Genomic DNA, 15562 nt, shown 5'->3' on the forward strand with positions numbered 1-15562 from the left:
TGTCTTGCGGACGCCGTCGTCCGCGGTCGATCCGGTGGGCCGGTCAGCGGGCGAGGGTCCGCAGCCACACCTCGCAGCCGATCGTGGAGTAGAGGATCGCGTCGCCCAGGCCGGGCGTGGCGGGCCGCTGGGCGAGGGCGGTCAGGGCGCCGGCGTCGACCAGACCCAGCCGGGCCAGGGACGAGTCCTCCCAGAGCTTCACCAGGTCGCCCCGGTGCTCCCGCAGCCCGTTCGAGGCGTCCATCGAGGCGTGCGCCTTGTCGGTGCGGGCCAGGCAGGCGTCCGGGACGATCCCGCGTATCGCCGCCGCCAGCAGCGGCTTGTACGCCCAGGGGGTGACGCGGTCGCGCGGGTCGACGGCCAGGAACGCCTCGACCACCCGGTCGTCGAAGAACGGCGACGCCATCGGCAGCCCCGCCCTGGCGGCCATCAGGTCCCACTGGCGGACGATCCGGGTGCAGATCCGGATCTGCTCCAGGTCCTGGTGGAGCCCGCGGTCGGGGTGCAGCGGCTCGGCGGTCGCGGCGGCCCGGAGCAGGGCCCGCCGGGCCGCGTCGGCGGCCTCGGGGGTGACCCAGGGGAACAGCCGGGGCGCGGTGCCCCAGCCCAGCGCCCCCTCCACGCCGGGCGGGAGCGGGTCGCGCAGCCGCGCCGCCGTGCCGGCCAGCCAGCGGCCGAAGGAGCGGGAGTCGGCGAGGGTGCGCACGGCCGGCGCGAGCGGCCACTGGTAGAGGGTGCGGAAACCGCGCAGCTGCCGCACCGCGCACCACGGGCGCGTCCGCAGCAGCCGGTGGTAGTAGCCCTCCGAACACCAGGCCACGTGGTCGCCGCCGATCCCCGTCAGATGCACGGAACTGCCGCGGCGGGCGAGCTCCGGCAGGTGGTGCAGCGCCCGGGCCCGGTCCATGACGCCGATGGTCGGCTCGTCCATCGGCGCGTCGATGTCCAGCAGGTCGGTGTAGACGAGCGGGGACTCGTCCGCGTCCCACACCACGTGCTCGACGTCCGGGAGGTGGCGTGCGGCGCGCCGGGCCCAGGCCAGGTCGGTGTCGGCGGGGTCGCGCCCCGGCCAGGTGCTCGCGATGACGCGGGCCGGGGACGCCGCGGCCAGGAAGCAGACGGAGGTGGAGTCCAGCCCGCCGGACAGGTCGCAGCTGACCGTGGAGCCCCGGTGGGTGCGGGCCGCCACGGCGTCGACGAGGGCCTGCCGGACGAGGGGCGCGCCGCCGGTCATCGACCGCACCGGCTCGGGCGGCGTCCACCAGCGGGACTGGCGGGCCGACCGCCCGTCGCGGGACACGTACAGGGCGTCCTCGGCGGGGACGGCGGTGACGCCCCGCCACAGGGAGGTGGTGAAGAGGGGGTACGGGACCGGCCACAGCAGCCGTACGGCCAGCTCCTCCTCGTCGGGCGCGGAGCCCAGGGCGCGGGCGAGCGACAGGGCGTCGCTCGCGGCCACCTCGACGCCGCCGACGGTGGCCCGGAAGACGGGCCGCAGGCCGGACGCCGTGCCCTGGACGCGGACGGCTCCGTCCAGCGCGGCCACCAGGTGGAAGCTGCCGGGCAGGGCGCGGGCCAGGGCGTCCAGGGCGGTGAGGTCGCGCAGCGCGTCCGCCCGCCGGCGGAGCTCCTCGGGCCGGACGGGGCAGCAGCCGATCACCGCCAGGGCGGCCCGGCCGGTGCGGACGGCGGTGACGTCCCGGTCGTGCCAGCGGCCGGTGATCCAGGGCCGGCCGGAGGGGTGGGGGATGGTCCGGGTTTCCCGGGTGTCCCGGGTTCCGTGGGTGTCCTGGGTGTCCCGGGTGTCCTGGGGATTCCGGCGGATGAAGGAGCGGGCCGCGGTGAGCGCGTCGTCGCAGTCCGGAAGGACCACGAAGGACGCGGCGCCCGGGCCCGCTCCCCCCGCCTCGCGAGGCGTAGGCATTCAGCCCTCTGTCTCCGGCCGTCGTCAGTTCTTGCTGAGGATCAGACGGTCGTTTCCGTTGGTCCGGAGCAGACCGGTCTTGGCCCGGAAGGTGCCGCGCTTGACCAGGGTGGGAGCTTCGTACGTCTTCTTCATGACGTCTCCTTTGATGGGAGTACCCTTTTTCGCCCCGAAATCCGTCCGGCCGGCCGCGCTGCCCTGGGGAGAGGTGCCCCGGCAGCGGGTCGGTGTCCGGTTCGACCGCAGGGCGTATGGCCATACTAGGCATGCCAAAACGATTCATCGTATTTCAAGTCAGATAATCATGGCCGAATCGGGAGTGCGGAGTGGCCGGTGGGCCGGTCAGCGGGACGGGATTCGTCGGCTGTGAAAGAAAGGGAAAGCGGATGCGGCTTCGCGAGTCATTCCCGCAGGGTATTTTCTTCGAAGGGCGGACGGGAATTCGTCTGGACAGGAATCCGGAATCCTACTCGCCGGTCCGGGAAAATCCGGAAAGTCGGTGTTTGGGGAGGGTTCGGGGAAGGGTGTACCGGACACCCGGGGCCGGGAAACGGCCAGATCGTGGACACCACTTGGGAAGATCGTCGCCGCGCTGGTTAACTTGACCGGTATGGCCCTAGGCACTGCCTCCACCAGGACGGATCACGCCCGCACCGTGCGTGACCTGCTCGCGTCCGGCGAGCGTTCGTACTCCTTCGAATTCGCCGCCCCGAGGACCGAGAAGGGGGAGCGGACGCTCTGGAACGCCATCCGGCGGATCGAAGCGGTCGCGCCGACCTTCGTCTCCGTGACCTACGGCGCCGGCGGCTCCTCCCGCGAGGGCACCGTACGGGCGACCGAGCGCATCGCGACCGACACCACCCTCACCCCCGTCGCCCACCTCACCGCCGTCAACCACTCCGTGGCCGAACTGCGCAACGTCATCGGCCAGTACGCGGACGTCGGCATCCGCAACATGCTCGCCCTGCGCGGCGACCCGCCCGGCGACCCCACCGGGGAGTGGGTGCGTCACCCCCAGGGACTGCACTACGCCGTCGAACTGGTGCGGCTCATCAAGGAGTCCGGCGACTTCTGCGTGGGCGTCGCGGCCTTCCCCGAGATGCACCCGCGCTCCACCGACTGGGACACCGACGTCCGCCACTTCGTCGACAAGTGCCGGGCGGGCGCCGACTTCGCCATCACCCAGATGTTCTTCCACGCCGACGACTACCTGCGGCTCCGCGACCGCGTCCACGCCGCCGGCTGCGAGACCCCGATCATCCCCGAGATCATGCCCCTCACCAACGTCCGGCAGATCGAACGATTCGCGCAGCTCAGCAACGCCGCCTTCCCCGCGGACCTCGCCGAGCGGATCCGGGCGGTGGAGGACGATCCGGCGGCTGTACGCTCGATCGGGATCGAGTACGCGACGGAGCTGTGTGCCCGGTTGATGGCCGAGGAGACCCCGGGGCTGCACTTCATTACCCTGAACCACTCCACGGCCACCTTGGAAATCTACGAGAACCTGGGACTGCACCAGCGGTCCTGACGGCCCGCCGGTCGCGGCGGCCGGACTGGAGGGGCGATTCATGGGCTGGACGGTCCTCTACATCGCGTTCGGCGTCGTCGGGCTGTGGCTGCTCGGCGAAGTGCTGTTTCAGCACAAGGCCCGACTGCGGTGGCGGCTGCTCGCGTTCACCGGCTTCCTCGGGGTGGTGGCCGGCGTCGTCATCCCGTCCGTGGCCGTCATCGCCGTCGGCGCCGTGGCGTTCGCGATCGGCCAGGTCTACGTCACGCTGTCGTTCCGGCGCGGCTTCTCTGCGGGCTGGGCGCTGCGGCGCAAGGGCCGGGACGAGGCCGGGCCGGCCTCGTCCGCTTCCGGTTCCCGTTCCGCTGCTCGTTCCGCCTCCCGCGGCGGGCGCCGGCGCGGCCGTCCCGAGCGCGGCGCGACCGCCGAGCCGGCCGCTTCCGACGCCCCTCCCGCCCCCGGCACCCCGGGCGCCGGCCGAAAGCGGCTGACGGCGGCGGAGGCCGGAGCCGCGACGACCATGATGCCGACGGTGCCTCAGCAGCCCACCGACGAGCACGGGGTGCCCGGGCCGGCGGGTCCGGCGGGGTCGGGGCCGGGCGACACGGCGGCCTTCCCGGCCGTCGGGGACGCGGCTTCCGTGTTCGGCGGCGGCGGTTACGACTACGGCCAGGCCCAGGAGCAGTACCCCGCGTACTCCGATCCGTACATCGGGGCCGGGGCCGGGGCCGGCGTGCAGCCGTCGCAGGGGTACGAGCAGCCGTATGACGCGTACGGGCAGCAGGGCGCGTATCCGCAGCAGTACGGCCAGCAGCCGCAGGGTCAGCAGTACGGGCAGTACGGGCAGTACGACATGGACACCCCGCCGGGTGGGGTGTGGGTGCCGCAGCAGCGGCAGGGGGGTGGCGACGGGCAGGCTCCGCCGCCGCCGGCTCCGCCGCAGGGGTACGGGTATTGAGGGGTGCCCCGGTCCCGCCCTTTCACCGTTTCTTGCGGGGGCGCCCCCGCACCCCCTGCAACCGCGCTCCGCGCGGTTGTCCTCAAACTCCCCCAGAGGGGGTACCGGGCTGATATTCAGCCCGTTGGGGGTACCCCCTCTGGGGGAGTTTGAGGACGAGCGGCGGAGCCGCGAAAAGGGGGTCTGGGGGCTTGCCCCCAGGAAACGGTGAAAGGGCGGGACCGGGGCACCCTCACTGCGAACCCCGAAACCCTTCCCCCTCCACGATCAGCCCCGCCACCAACGCCCCCGACATCCCCGCATGGGCCAGCCCACCCCCCGGATGGGCAAACCCACCCACCCGGTACAACCCGGTCAACTCCCCACTGTTCGGGGGGAACAGGAAAGCACCGCCACCCCCACTCAACGCAGGCGCAGGCACCCCCCCACCCGGAGCCCCCGTAACCACCGCCGTATCCGACGGCGTCCGCACCTCCCGCCACACCACCCGCTCCGCCACCCCGGGAACGGCCGCCTCGGCGGCCGACAGCATCCGGTCGGCGAACGCGGCGACAACCCCCGCGTCCCCCCAGTCCACCCGGCCGTGCGGAGCGACCGTCGCGGTCAGCGTGACCGCCTCGTGCCCGTCGTCGGGCCGGACGGCCGGATCGTCGGGCCGGAGGACGGTGACGGTCGGCACGTAACCGGAACCGGGGCCCGCCGCGTCGAAGACGCCCGCCAACTCCCGCTCCCGCGACGGCGCGTGCACGACCGTGCGGTGTGCCACCCCCGCCGGCCGGCCCCCGCGCAGGGCGAGGAGGACGGTGAACCGGCCGGGGGACAGGGGTGCCGCGGCCGGATCCGGGGCGCCCGTGACGACGAACGCCGTCTCCTCGACCGTCCCGTCCGCGAGCCGGACGCCCGCCGCGCGGCCGTCCTTCTCGACCACGCCGGCCACCTCGGCGCCGAACCGGAACTCCACCCGCCGGGCCACGCACCGCCGGTGCAGCGCGTCGGCGAGGCCGCGCAGCCCGCCGGCCACGTACCAGCTGCCGAAGGTCTGTTCCAGGTAGGGCAGGACGGTCGCGCTCGCCGGGGCGGTGCGCGGGTCGAGGCCGTGGGCCAGCGCGTGGCTCTCCAGCAGGGCGGCGAGCCGGGGATCGCGCAGCTCGCGGTCGGCGACGGCCGCCAGGGTGGCCGGCGCGCTCCGCCGGAAGAGGCCGCGCCGCGCCGGGTACGGGTCGCGGGCCAGGGCCGCCCGCTCCGCCGGGTCGGGGCTCAGCGGCTCCTCCAGGAGCGGGCGCCGCGTCGCGTCCCACGCCTCCCGGGCCCGGTTGACCAGCTCGCTCCAGCGCTCGCCGGCGCCCGCGCCCACCGCCTCGTCCAGCGCCCGGACGACGCCGGCGCGCGAGGCGTTGGGCAGTGCGAACGCCGTACCGTCGGCGAAGAGGTGGGCGCTCGCCGGGTCCACCTGGGTGAGGCCGACGCTCTGCTCCAGGGACTCCTTGCCGGTCTTGACGAAGAGGTCGCGGTAGACGGCCGGGAGGTGCAGCAGCTGCGGTCCCGTGTCGAAGACGAAGCCGTCCCGGGCGAACCGCCCGACGCCCCCGCCGTACGTCTCGCCGCGCTCGTACACCGTCACCGTGTGGCCGGCGACGGCCAGCCGGGCGGCTGCCGCCATGGCGCCCATGCCGGCGCCGATCACCGCAATTCGTGCCATGCGGCCGACCCTATCCGGAACCGGAATCGCCGCCGGGGCCCGCCTCGTCCTACGCCGACGCCTCCGCCGTACGCCCCTCCCGCCGCGCCGCCTTCCGCTCCCTGCGCCGCTGCCGGAACGCCCGTACCCGGCGCCACAGGATCACCACCGTCCCGATCCCCAGGACCAGCAGTGTCCCGGCGATGCCCGCCGCGACGGCCGGGTGGAACAGGGCGAAGACCACGAGGGCGGCGACGCCCAGGTCCTCCGCGGCGCTCAGCAGGATGTTGCTCAGCGGCTCCGGCGAGGTGTTGACCGCCATCCGCGTGCTCATCTTCACCAGGTGCATCACCAGCGCCGTCGTCCCGCCCACTGCCCCGTAGGCCACCTCGGAGAGCGAGCCGCCGCTCTGCCCGGCCAGCAGCGCCCCGACCATCGCCCCGCAGGCGGGCCGGACCAGCGTGTGGACGGCGTCCCACACCGTGTCCACGTAGGGGACCTTGTCGGCGACGGCCTCGCAGAGGAACAGCACACCGGCGACGATCAGCACCTCGGGGCGCTGCAGCGCCTCGGGCACGTCGCCGCCGATGCCGCCCCTGCCGAACAGGCCGAGCAGCAGGACCACCGCGTAGGCGTTGATCCCGCTCGCCCAGCCGCTGGTGAACACCATGGGGAGTACGGACATGGGGACGATCGTAGGCGGACGTACTCAGCCCGCCGGACGCCTCCGGAGGCCGCCGGTTGAGTACGGGGTGAGTAGCGGTACGGATGAGCCCCCGCCCCGGCGGGCGGAAGAGTGGGGGCCGTGGGGGAGCGCGGCGCCCGCACCGCCGGCACGGGGCGGCGGAACGGGCGCCGCGCGCGGGACGCGCCCCCTCGGGCCGCCGGCTAGCAGGCGTGCCCGCCCACGCGCCCCTGCAGCAGCCGGGACAGCGCCGCGTGCACGTCCTCCACCGACCGCTCCGGCTGGAACGACTGCCAGTCCAGCGCGGCCACGAGCACCATTCCGAACAGCGCCGACGCGGTCAGCGGAACGTCGATCTCCGGGCTCAGCTCGCCCTCGGCGACGGCCTCCGCCAGCACCCCCTCGATCACGGCGATCGCCTTCTGCCGCACCTGCATCAGCGTCGACTGCCAGGCCCGGTTGGTGCGCCACAGCTCCGCGACGTACAGCTGCATCAGCGCCGGGTAGCGGGCGATGAAGTCCAGGCCCGCGCGCACCATCGCGTCGAGCGCGTCCACCCGGCCGCCGCCGCGGGCCGCCGTGGCGTCGGCGGCCTGCCGCAGGGAGACGGTCAGCAGCTCGATGCCGTCCCGCAGGAGCTCCTCGAAGAGGACCGTCTTGCTCGCGAAGTTGTAGTAGACGGTGCCCTTGGCCACCCCGGCGCGTTCGGCGATCTCGTCGACGGTGGTGGAGGAGAAGCCCTGTTCGGCGATGAGGGTGACGGCCGCCTCGAAGAGGCGGCGCCGGGTTCTGCCGCGGCGCGTACTGCTGCTGTCCATGCCGGTGATTCTCCCTGTACGCACCGTGTCCTCCGGTACGGACCCCACGGGTCCCACGGGCCTCACAGGCTCAGCTCCGGGTGCAGGTCCCGGACCGTCCACACCTGCCGGCGCCGGGCCGTCCACGCGGTGAGCGCCAGGGCGCCCGCGGCGAACGCCGCCAGCACGGCGCACGCCCGCCACACGGCCGCCGGATCGCCACCGGTGATGAGGTGGCGCAGCCCGTCGACGACGTAGCTCATGGGGAGGAAGGGGTGCAGGGCGTTGAAGAAGCCGGGGCTGGTCTGTACGGGGTAGGTGCCGCCCGCCGACGTCAGCTGGAGCATCAGCAGCATCAGGACGAGGATCCGGCCGGCCGGGCCGAAGCGGGCGTTAAGCCACTGCACGATCGCGGCGAACGACGCCGTCGTCAGGCACAGGAAGCCGATCGTGCCCGCCGCGCGCGCCAGGTGCAGGCCCAGCCCCCAGCAGAGGACGGCCAGCAGCGCGCCGGCCTGGAGCACCCCGACCGCGACGACCGGCAGCCAGCCCGCGAGGGCGGTCCGCCAGGCCGGGGCGCCGGCGGCCAGGGCGCGCCGGTTGAGCGGCGGGAACAGCATGTAGGCCACCATCGCGCCGACCCAGAGGGAGAGCGGGATGAAGTACGGGGCGAAGCCGGTGCCGTAGTTGGGCGCCTTGTGGGTGGCGTGGGAGGCGAGCCCGACCGGGTCGGCCATCACCTCGGTGCGGGCGTCGCGCTCGTCCTTGCCGTAGTCGGGGATCTTCCTGACGCCGTCGTGCAGTCCGCCGGCCAGCTTCGACGAGCCGTCGGAGAGCTTGACCATGCCGCCCTGGAGCTTGTCGGCGCCGTCGCGCAGCTTCCCGAGCCCGTCGTCGAGGCCGGCGGCGCCCGTCCGCGCGGTGCCGAGGCCGTCGCGCAGCTTCCCGGCGCCGCCGTGCAGCTTCTCCGCGCCGTCGGCGACGCGGTGGGCGCCGGAGTCCAGGGCGTTGACGTCCCGGACGGCCGCGTCGATCTCGGACGCCAGCGTGGGCGCCTTGTCGCGCAGCTTCTCGGCGCCGGAGCGGAGGGCGTCCAGTTTGGCGGGGAACGCGTCGAGTTCGCCGTTCCGGTTCTGCATGAGGGTGTCGAGCTCGCGGGCGCCCAGGGCGGACTGCCGGGCGGCGAACAGCGCCTTGCGCAGCTTCGGGCAGAACGCCGGGGGCTCGGCGGCCCGTTCGCAGAGCTCGGCGTACGAGTCGCCGAGCACCTCGGCGCCGGCCGCGCTGCCCCGGGCGAGCTTCGCGGTGGTGGCGGCGGACGGCAGGTCGTCCAGGTGCCGGCGGAGCGTCCGCGCCTCGGCGGCCACCTTGCGGGCGTCCTCGCCGATCTCGCGTGCGTGCTCCTTCACATAGCGGGCGTCCGGGCTCGTCGCCGCGCCGTTGACCCGGTCGGCGAGCTCGCGGGTGCCGGCCGCCACCTTGCCCGCGCCGTCGGCGAGTTGCCCGGAGGCGTCGTCCAGCTTCCCGGCGCCGCCGTACAGTTCGCCGACGCCCTTCCGCAGCCGCCCGCTGCCCTCCGCGGCCTTGGCCAGGCCGTCCTTGAGGTCGCCGGCCCCCTTGCGGGCGGTGCCGATGCCGTCGCCCAGTTTGTCCGCGCCCTCGGCGGCCTCCTGGGTCTTCCCGTGCAGGGTCGAGAACGAGACGAAGATCCGGTCGTAGAAGGTCCGGGACGCCTTGCGCGAGGCGGCGGCCCGGACCTCGGAGAAGACCGTGCGGGAGATGGATCCGACGATGTAGTTGTTGGCGTCGTTCGTCCGGACCTGGAGCGCCCCGGTCTCCGGGGAGTCGCCCGCGCTGGAGGCGACCCGGCGGCTGAAGTCGGCGGGGATGGTGAGCGACAGGTAGTACGTGCCGTCCTCAAGGCCCTTCCGGGCCTCGGCGGCACTGGTCTCCCGCCACCGGAACGTCTTGCTGTCGCGCAGGCCGTCGACGATGGAGTCGCCGGCGGTGAGCCGCTTGCCGTCCACGGTGGCGCCCCGGTCGGCGTTCACCAGCGCCACGGGCACCTTGTCGAGCCGCCCGTAGGGGTCCCAGAACGACCAGAGGTACAGGGCTCCGTAGAGCAGCGGCAGGAGCAGCAGCGCGACGAGCGCGGCACGCGGCAGGGCGCCCCTGCCGAACTTCCTGAGCTCAAGCGCGGCCAGCCTCGGCGAACGCATCGGCCGTCTCCTTCCCGTGCGCGGGGACGGTCGTGACGACGGCGTCGGCGTCCTCGGGCGCCTCGGCGCAGACGGCGAGGACAGTGGGGCCGGACGCCGCGACGGACCGCAGCAGCGCCCAGGCGTCCGCGCGTCCGGCCGGGTCCAGCTTGAGATCGGCGTCGTCGACGGCGATCAGGCGCGGGCCGCCGATCAGGGCCAGGGCGAGGGACAGCCGCAGCGACTCCGGCCGGTCCAGGTCGCGGGCGAGGGTGCGGGGGCCGGCGGGCAGCGCGTCCAGGTCGAGGCCGACGGCGGCCAGGGCGGCCTCGGCGCGCTCGGCGGCCTTCGCCCGGCGCTCCGTCAGCGGGCGCAGCAGCACCCGTTCCCGTACGTGCTCCCCGACGCTCAGCGCGCCCTCCGGCTCGCAGACGCCGGCGACCTGGGCGAGCGCCGTGACCCGGCGGACCGCGGCCATCCGCCGGGGCAGCGGCAGGCCGCCGACCTCGGCCGTCCCGGCGGTGGGGCGCATTCTTCCGGTGAGCGTGAGCAGAAGACAGGTACGGCCCGAGCCGGACGGGCCTTCGACGGCGACGAGGTCGCCGGGGGCGGCGGTCACGTCCACGGCGCGGAACGTCCAGCCGCGGGGCCCGGCGACGCCGAGTCCGCGGGCCGTGACGGCGGCCCCGAGCGAGGTGCGGTCCATGCGACGGCCTCCAGGTGACGTGGCGGTGGTGCGGCTTCCGTGAGCGTCCTGCACTTGCACTGACCAGTCAGTGCAAAAAGTATGGCGCACCCCTCCTTTGCCCCGTCGCCGGGGTCGCATGCCCAAAGTCCTTGCAGGTCAGGGCGATTGTCAGTGGGGTGCAGGACGATAAGGGCAGACGGTGGTACGGGCGTCCGGCCCGCACCGCCCCGACGGAGGAGGTTCGTCATGGCCCGCAGCAGGAGCGACGTCCGCCTTTCCCCGGGCACGGGCGTGTGGGACGTGCCCCCGCCCGCCCGCGCCACCGCCCCGCCCGCCGTCGCCGAGCACCTCGCCCAGGCCCGGCAGGCCCTGGTGGAGGCCGCCGCCCTCGACGCCCCGCACGAGCGGTTCGCCACCGCCCACCTCGCCGCACTGCGCACCGCCGCAGCCGTGCTCGCCGCGCGGGGCCGGCCGGAGACCACGGCCCGCCGGCGGCACCGGATCCGCAGCGCCTGGGAGATCCTCCCCGAGGCGGTGCCCGAACTCGCCGAGTGGAGCGCCCTCTTCGCCGCCGGCGCCGCCCGCCGGGCGCGGGCCGAGGCCGGCATAGCGTCGGCGGCGGACGAGCGGGAGGCCGACGAGCTGCTGCGCGCGGCGGCGACGTTCCTGCGGCTCGTCGAACGGGGGCTGGTCCACCAGCCCCGGCTCCCCGCACAACCGGCCCCCGGCCGCGGCGGGGTGGGGTGAGCGGCGGGTGACCGGGCCCGCCGCGGCCCGCGGAGGAGCGGAGTGCGGGCGGCCGGGACCCGGCCCATTAAGGTGGGGGCGCCGACGACCGTCATCCGCCACCGCCGTACCGGCGGTGCCGCCACCCGCGCCGAGGAGCCACCCGCCGTGTCCGAGCCTTCCCTGGGTGGGGAGACCCCATCGCGTCCCCGCGCGTCCCTGCGTACCGCCGTGGTCTGGGAGGTCCTGCGGGACGCCCTCGACCGGCGGGCCGAGGCTGATGGGGGTCTTGAGGTCCTCGACGCGGGCGGCGGCAGCGGCCAGTTCGCCGTCGAGGTGGCCCGCCTCGGCCACCGGGTCACCGTCGTCGACCCCAGCCCCAACGCGCTGTTCGCGCTGGAGCGCCGGGCCGCCGAGGCCGGCGTCGCCGACCGGGTGCGCGGCGTCCAGGGCGATACCCAGGGCCTGTTCGACGTGGTCGGCCGCGGCGCGTACGACGCCGTCCTCTGCCACGGCGTCCTGGAGTACGTGGACGACCCCGCCGAAGGCCTGCGGGCCGTCGCCGCCGCCCTGCGCCCCTCCGGCGTGCTCAGCCTGCTCGCCGCCGGCCTCGGCGGCGCGGTCCTCGCCCGCGCCCTCGCCGGCCACTTCACCGAGGCCCGGCAGGCCCTCACCGACCCTGCCGGGCACTGGGGCGCCGGCGACCCGGTGCCGCGCCGCTTCACCGCCGACCAGCTCTCGGACCTGGTCACCGGCGCCGGCCTGGACGTCACCGCCGTGCACGGCGTCCGCGTCTTCGCCGACCTCGTCCCCGGCGTTCTCGTGGACGCCCAGCCCGGTGCCCGGGACGCCCTGGCCCGGCTGGAGGCCGAGGCGGCGGCGCTCCCCGCCTTCCACGCGGTGGCCACCCAGCTCCACGTCCTGGCCGAACGGGTCTGAACCGGGGCCGCACGGGCCCGCCCGATCAGCCCGTTCGCCCCGTATGATCGGTAGACACGGTCCGGCATGACGGGTCGGCGGGCAGGGAATGAACGTCCCGACGTCTTCACCACAACACCGACCGCCACACCGGGTCCGGTGGGCGAATTGGCGCAGAGGGGCGGGTTTCACGGGGGCGATTCCCTGCCTATCCTGAAAGGGTCGCACCCCGGTCGCCCCCCGCGACCGACGAGTAGGAGGACTCCGTGCCGCTCTCGGAGCACGAGCAGCGCATGCTCGAGCAGATGGAGCGAGCGCTGTACGCCGAAGATCCCAAGTTCGCCACAGCGCTCGAAGGCAGCGGCCTGCGCACGTACACCCGGCGACGGGTCTACCAGGCGATCGCGGGCTTCCTGGTGGGCATCGCGCTCCTCATGGCCGGAATGGTCGCCCAGTGGATCTGGATCAGCGTGGTGGGGTTCCTCGTCATGCTGGGGTGTGCGGTGCTGGTGGTGACGGGGTGGCGCAAGGCGCCACGTCCCGGGTCCGCGCCCGGCGCGGGACCCCTGAGCGGCGGCCTCGCCGCACGCCGGCAGATGCGGCAGCGCCGCTCGATGATGGACCGGATCGAACAGCGGTGGCAGCGGCGCCGCGACGAGCAAGGGCGTTGAGGTCGCCCCGGTCCCACCCTTTCGCCGTTTCCTGGGGGCAAGCCCCCAGACCCCCTTGTCCTCAAACGCCGGACGGGCTGAAATCAGCCCGTCCGGCGTTTGAGGACAACCGCGCGGAGCGCGGTTTCGGGGGTGCGGGGGCTTGCCCCCGCAAGAAACGGTGAAATGGGGGTCCCCCCTCTGGGGGAGGGACCGGGGCACCTACCGCCGCAGGCGAAGCCCCCGCAGGGACCGTCCCAGCGACGCCGGCGCGAAGAACGCCCGCAGCCGGGCGGCCCGCCCGGCCGCAGCCCGGAGCCCGGCCCGGACAAGGGCCACGTCACCGGCCGGCGCCCCGGAAAGCGCGGGCCGAGGCGAGTACGACGCCACTTCCACCGCATCGGCCACCCGCCCCGCCGCGGCAGCGGCGTCACCCTCCAGCGAGCCCTCCCGCACGAGACGCTCCACCGCCCCCCGCGGCGTCCGCGCCGCGTCGGGCGGGATCCCGTAGTCCCAGGCCGTATCCAGCAGCTCCCGCCAGGCGGCCAGCGTGCGGCCCGCCGCCTCCTCCGGGGTCCGCGGCTCGGGGCCGCCGAGCCGCCGGGCCCGGATGCGGGTGCGCAGCAGCGGGGGAGCGGCCAGCAGGAGGACCACCAGCAGGGCGCCCGCGGCGGCCACCGGGAGGACCGGGATGCCGGAGTCCGAGTCCGGCGGATCGGCGGAGAGCGCCGGGGAGCGCTTCCCCGACGGGTCGGGGCACTCCCCGTGCGACGGCCGCCCGGAGCGGCAGTCCGCGCCCGCCGTCGGTGCCGGCCGGGGCGCGGCGGAGGAGCCCGGGGTGGGGACGGGGGCGCCCGGCGAGGCCCCGGGGGCGGGCTGTTCGACGGTGTACACCGGGCGGCTGCCGCGGCTGGGCGTCGGCTCGAAGCGGGTCCAGCCCGCACCTTCGAAGTACAGCTCCGGCCAGGCGTGGGCGTCCTTGGAGCCGACGGACATGGAGCCGTCCTCCTGGCGGTCGCCCGCGGTGAAGCCGACCGCGACCCGCGCCGGGATGCCCAGCGTCCGTGCCATCGCCGCCATCGAGAAGGAGAAGTGGACGCAGAAGCCCCGCTTCTCCTCCAGGAAACGGGCGACGGCCTCGTCGTCGCCGCCCGTCCGCACGTCGGTGTCGTAGGTGAACCCGCCGCCGACCGCGAACCACTCCTGGAGCCGTACCGCCCGCTCGTAGTCGCTGCGCGCGCCCTCGGTGACCTGCCGGGCCCGCTCCGCGACCACGGCGGGGAGTGTCGACGGCACCTTGGTGTACTCGCGGTGCAGCGCCTCGGGCGGCCGGGGCGCGTTGGCGAGCTGCTCGGCCGTCGGCTGGGGGGCCAGGGTCGACACCTGGTAGCGCAGCCCGCGGGTGGTCTGCCCGTGGTCGCCGACCAGGGTCCGGCCCTCCGGCTCGTACCGCCACTGGCCGCTGACGCGTACCGAGTCCGCCGGGTAGGGCAGCGGCAGGTAGTCCTGCCCGTAGCCGTCGGCGGCCACGACCGAGGTGTTCACCCGGACCGTGCGCACGTCGGGGGAGAGGCCCTGGGGCGTGGGCAGCCGGTCCGGGACGTCGGTGACGCGCCGTTCCGAGGTGCGCCAGGTGGCGCCGTCGAACCGGTCGAGCGCGACGATCCGCAGATACAGGTCCTGCGGCGCTTCGGACGAGGTGCGGTAGCGCAGGAGCTCGCGGTTCTCCCGCTGGTTGAGGCTGTCCCGCAGCGAGACCAGCGGGTTGACCGCGGAGATCGTGCCGCCCTCGCGCTCCTGCCCGGAGTCCCGGCCGCGCGGCGTCAGCAGGCCGCCGCCGATCGCGGGCAGCACCGCCGGGACGGCCACGGCCACCCCCAGCGCGAGCACGCCGATCCGGCGGCCGGTGCGGCCGGGGGCGAACGCGCTCCCGAACGCACCCGCGAGCGCGCCCCCGACCGGGCCTCCCGACGCGGGTTCCGGGGCTCCGGCCTGGCCGGCGAACCCCCGGCGGGCCAGGCGCTCCCGGCTCTCCGCGAGGAGCAGCAGCAGATAGCCGCCCGCGCCCGCCAGGAACCACAGCCAGTCCCCGCCGCCCTGGGCCAGCCCGGCCCCGACGGAGTACAGCGCCAGCAGCGGCAGCCCGGCGGTCGCCGCGCTCCGGTAGGCGACCGCCAGCAGGTCCACGACCAGGCCGATCACCAGCACGCCGCCGACCAGCATCAACCGGATGCCCGGCGACGCGGGCGCCGGTATCGCGTACCGCCCGATGTCGTCCGCGCCCTGGTTCAGCAGCCGGGAGAACTCCGCGAACGCCTCCGGGCCCGGCAGCAGCCCGGCGACGGCGTGACCGCGGGCGAAGACCAGGGTGAGCAGCAGCAGCCCGGTGAGCGCCTCCGCGACGGTCGCGAGCGGCCGGGCCGCCACGAACCGCCGGACCACCACTCCGGCCGCGGCCTGCACGGCGAGCAGCGCCGCCGCCTGGACGAGCCAGCCGGCGCCGTCCACCAGTGGCACCATCGCGCAGGCGGCCCCGACCGTGGCCACCACGGCGCACAGAGCGGCCCGTATACCGCCACTCATACCCGTCCTCCCCGTTCCCGCCCGTACGTAACGTATGACCCATACGACCCGTACGGCCCGTGCCCTCCGGCCCCGGCCGTCCCCGCCCGTTCCCGCTCCGTCCCCGGCCGGCCCCGCGCCGCCCCGGCCCGCCCGCGAGCGCCGTCCGCCGTGCCGCGCACCGGCCGTACCGCGCACCGGCGGGGGACGGGCGCGGGGCCCGTCCCGTCCGCGCGGTGTCCCGCGTCACGCCGCGCCCGGGTGCGTCCGC

13 protein-coding genes are annotated in these 15562 nt (G+C 75.1%); 5 read left to right on the forward strand and 8 right to left on the reverse strand.

Annotated elements, in window-relative coordinates; genetic code table 11:
* Positions 1–43: 43 nt before the first annotated feature.
* Together K7I03_RS24575 and K7I03_RS24580 are read right to left on the reverse strand one after the other, a co-directional pair.
* Entirely contained in the window at positions 44–1924 is a 1881-nt protein-coding gene (locus K7I03_RS24575) for a lasso peptide isopeptide bond-forming cyclase (protein ID WP_185945218.1), read from the reverse strand.
* A 24-nt stretch (positions 1925–1948) separates the two neighbouring features.
* Positions 1949–2059, reverse strand: a complete 111-nt coding sequence (locus tag K7I03_RS24580; protein ID WP_185945217.1) for a keywimysin-related RiPP — start codon at positions 2057–2059, stop codon at positions 1949–1951.
* 475 nt (positions 2060–2534) lie between these two features.
* On the opposite strand from K7I03_RS24580, the gene metF reads away from it, so the two are divergent.
* Together metF and K7I03_RS24590 are read left to right on the forward strand one after the other, a co-directional pair.
* Positions 2535–3452 carry a methylenetetrahydrofolate reductase [NAD(P)H] gene (gene metF, locus K7I03_RS24585; protein WP_185945216.1) on the forward strand — a complete coding sequence of 306 codons (918 nt, stop codon included), beginning with the start codon at positions 2535–2537 and terminating at the stop codon, positions 3450–3452.
* Positions 3453–3492: 40 nt separating this feature from the next.
* Positions 3493–4389, forward strand: coding sequence for a hypothetical protein (locus K7I03_RS24590; RefSeq protein ID WP_185945215.1), 897 nt, complete (start codon positions 3493–3495; stop codon positions 4387–4389).
* 232 nt (positions 4390–4621) lie between these two features.
* On the opposite strand, the gene K7I03_RS24595 is transcribed toward K7I03_RS24590, so the two are convergent.
* The 5 genes from K7I03_RS24595 to K7I03_RS24615 all read right to left on the reverse strand — a co-directional run bounded on the left by K7I03_RS24595 (position 4622) and on the right by K7I03_RS24615 (position 10453).
* Entirely contained in the window at positions 4622–6088 is a 1467-nt protein-coding gene (locus K7I03_RS24595) for a phytoene desaturase family protein (protein ID WP_185945214.1), read from the reverse strand.
* Between the two features lie 49 nt (positions 6089–6137).
* Complete coding sequence (locus tag K7I03_RS24600; protein ID WP_185945213.1) at positions 6138–6752, reverse strand: DUF4126 domain-containing protein; 615 nt, start codon at positions 6750–6752, stop codon at positions 6138–6140.
* A 203-nt stretch (positions 6753–6955) separates the two neighbouring features.
* Positions 6956–7570 carry a TetR/AcrR family transcriptional regulator gene (locus K7I03_RS24605; RefSeq protein ID WP_185945212.1) on the reverse strand — a complete coding sequence of 205 codons (615 nt, stop codon included), beginning with the start codon at positions 7568–7570 and terminating at the stop codon, positions 6956–6958.
* Positions 7571–7632: 62 nt separating this feature from the next.
* Positions 7633–9768: a YhgE/Pip domain-containing protein gene (locus K7I03_RS24610; protein ID WP_185945211.1), complete on the reverse strand. Its 2136-nt coding sequence runs from the start codon at positions 9766–9768 to the stop codon at positions 7633–7635.
* Positions 9740–10453 (reverse strand): ATP-binding cassette domain-containing protein, encoded by a 714-nt coding sequence (locus K7I03_RS24615; RefSeq protein WP_185945210.1) that lies wholly within the window; start codon positions 10451–10453, stop codon positions 9740–9742. Before K7I03_RS24615 ends, K7I03_RS24610 begins: the two co-directional genes overlap by 29 nt.
* Before the next feature lie 228 nt (positions 10454–10681).
* Between K7I03_RS24615 and K7I03_RS24620 the strand changes: the two genes are divergently transcribed.
* From K7I03_RS24620 to K7I03_RS24630, 3 genes are all read left to right on the forward strand, one after another.
* Positions 10682–11182 (forward strand): SAV_6107 family HEPN domain-containing protein, encoded by a 501-nt coding sequence (locus tag K7I03_RS24620; RefSeq protein WP_185945209.1) that lies wholly within the window; start codon positions 10682–10684, stop codon positions 11180–11182.
* 147 nt (positions 11183–11329) lie between these two features.
* Positions 11330–12100 carry a methyltransferase domain-containing protein gene (locus K7I03_RS24625; protein WP_185945208.1) on the forward strand — a complete coding sequence of 257 codons (771 nt, stop codon included), beginning with the start codon at positions 11330–11332 and terminating at the stop codon, positions 12098–12100.
* Between the two features lie 245 nt (positions 12101–12345).
* Positions 12346–12750, forward strand: coding sequence for a DUF3040 domain-containing protein (locus K7I03_RS24630; RefSeq protein ID WP_185945207.1), 405 nt, complete (start codon positions 12346–12348; stop codon positions 12748–12750).
* A gap of 201 nt (positions 12751–12951) precedes the next feature.
* Here K7I03_RS24630 and K7I03_RS24635 read toward each other — a convergent pair whose 3' ends face one another.
* Entirely contained in the window at positions 12952–15312 is a 2361-nt protein-coding gene (locus tag K7I03_RS24635) for a transglutaminase family protein (protein WP_185943601.1), read from the reverse strand.
* Positions 15313–15562 lie beyond the last annotated feature (250 nt).

Origin of the sequence: Streptomyces mobaraensis, from assembly GCF_020099395.1 — a bacterium.
Taxonomy (GTDB): domain Bacteria; phylum Actinomycetota; class Actinomycetes; order Streptomycetales; family Streptomycetaceae; genus Streptomyces.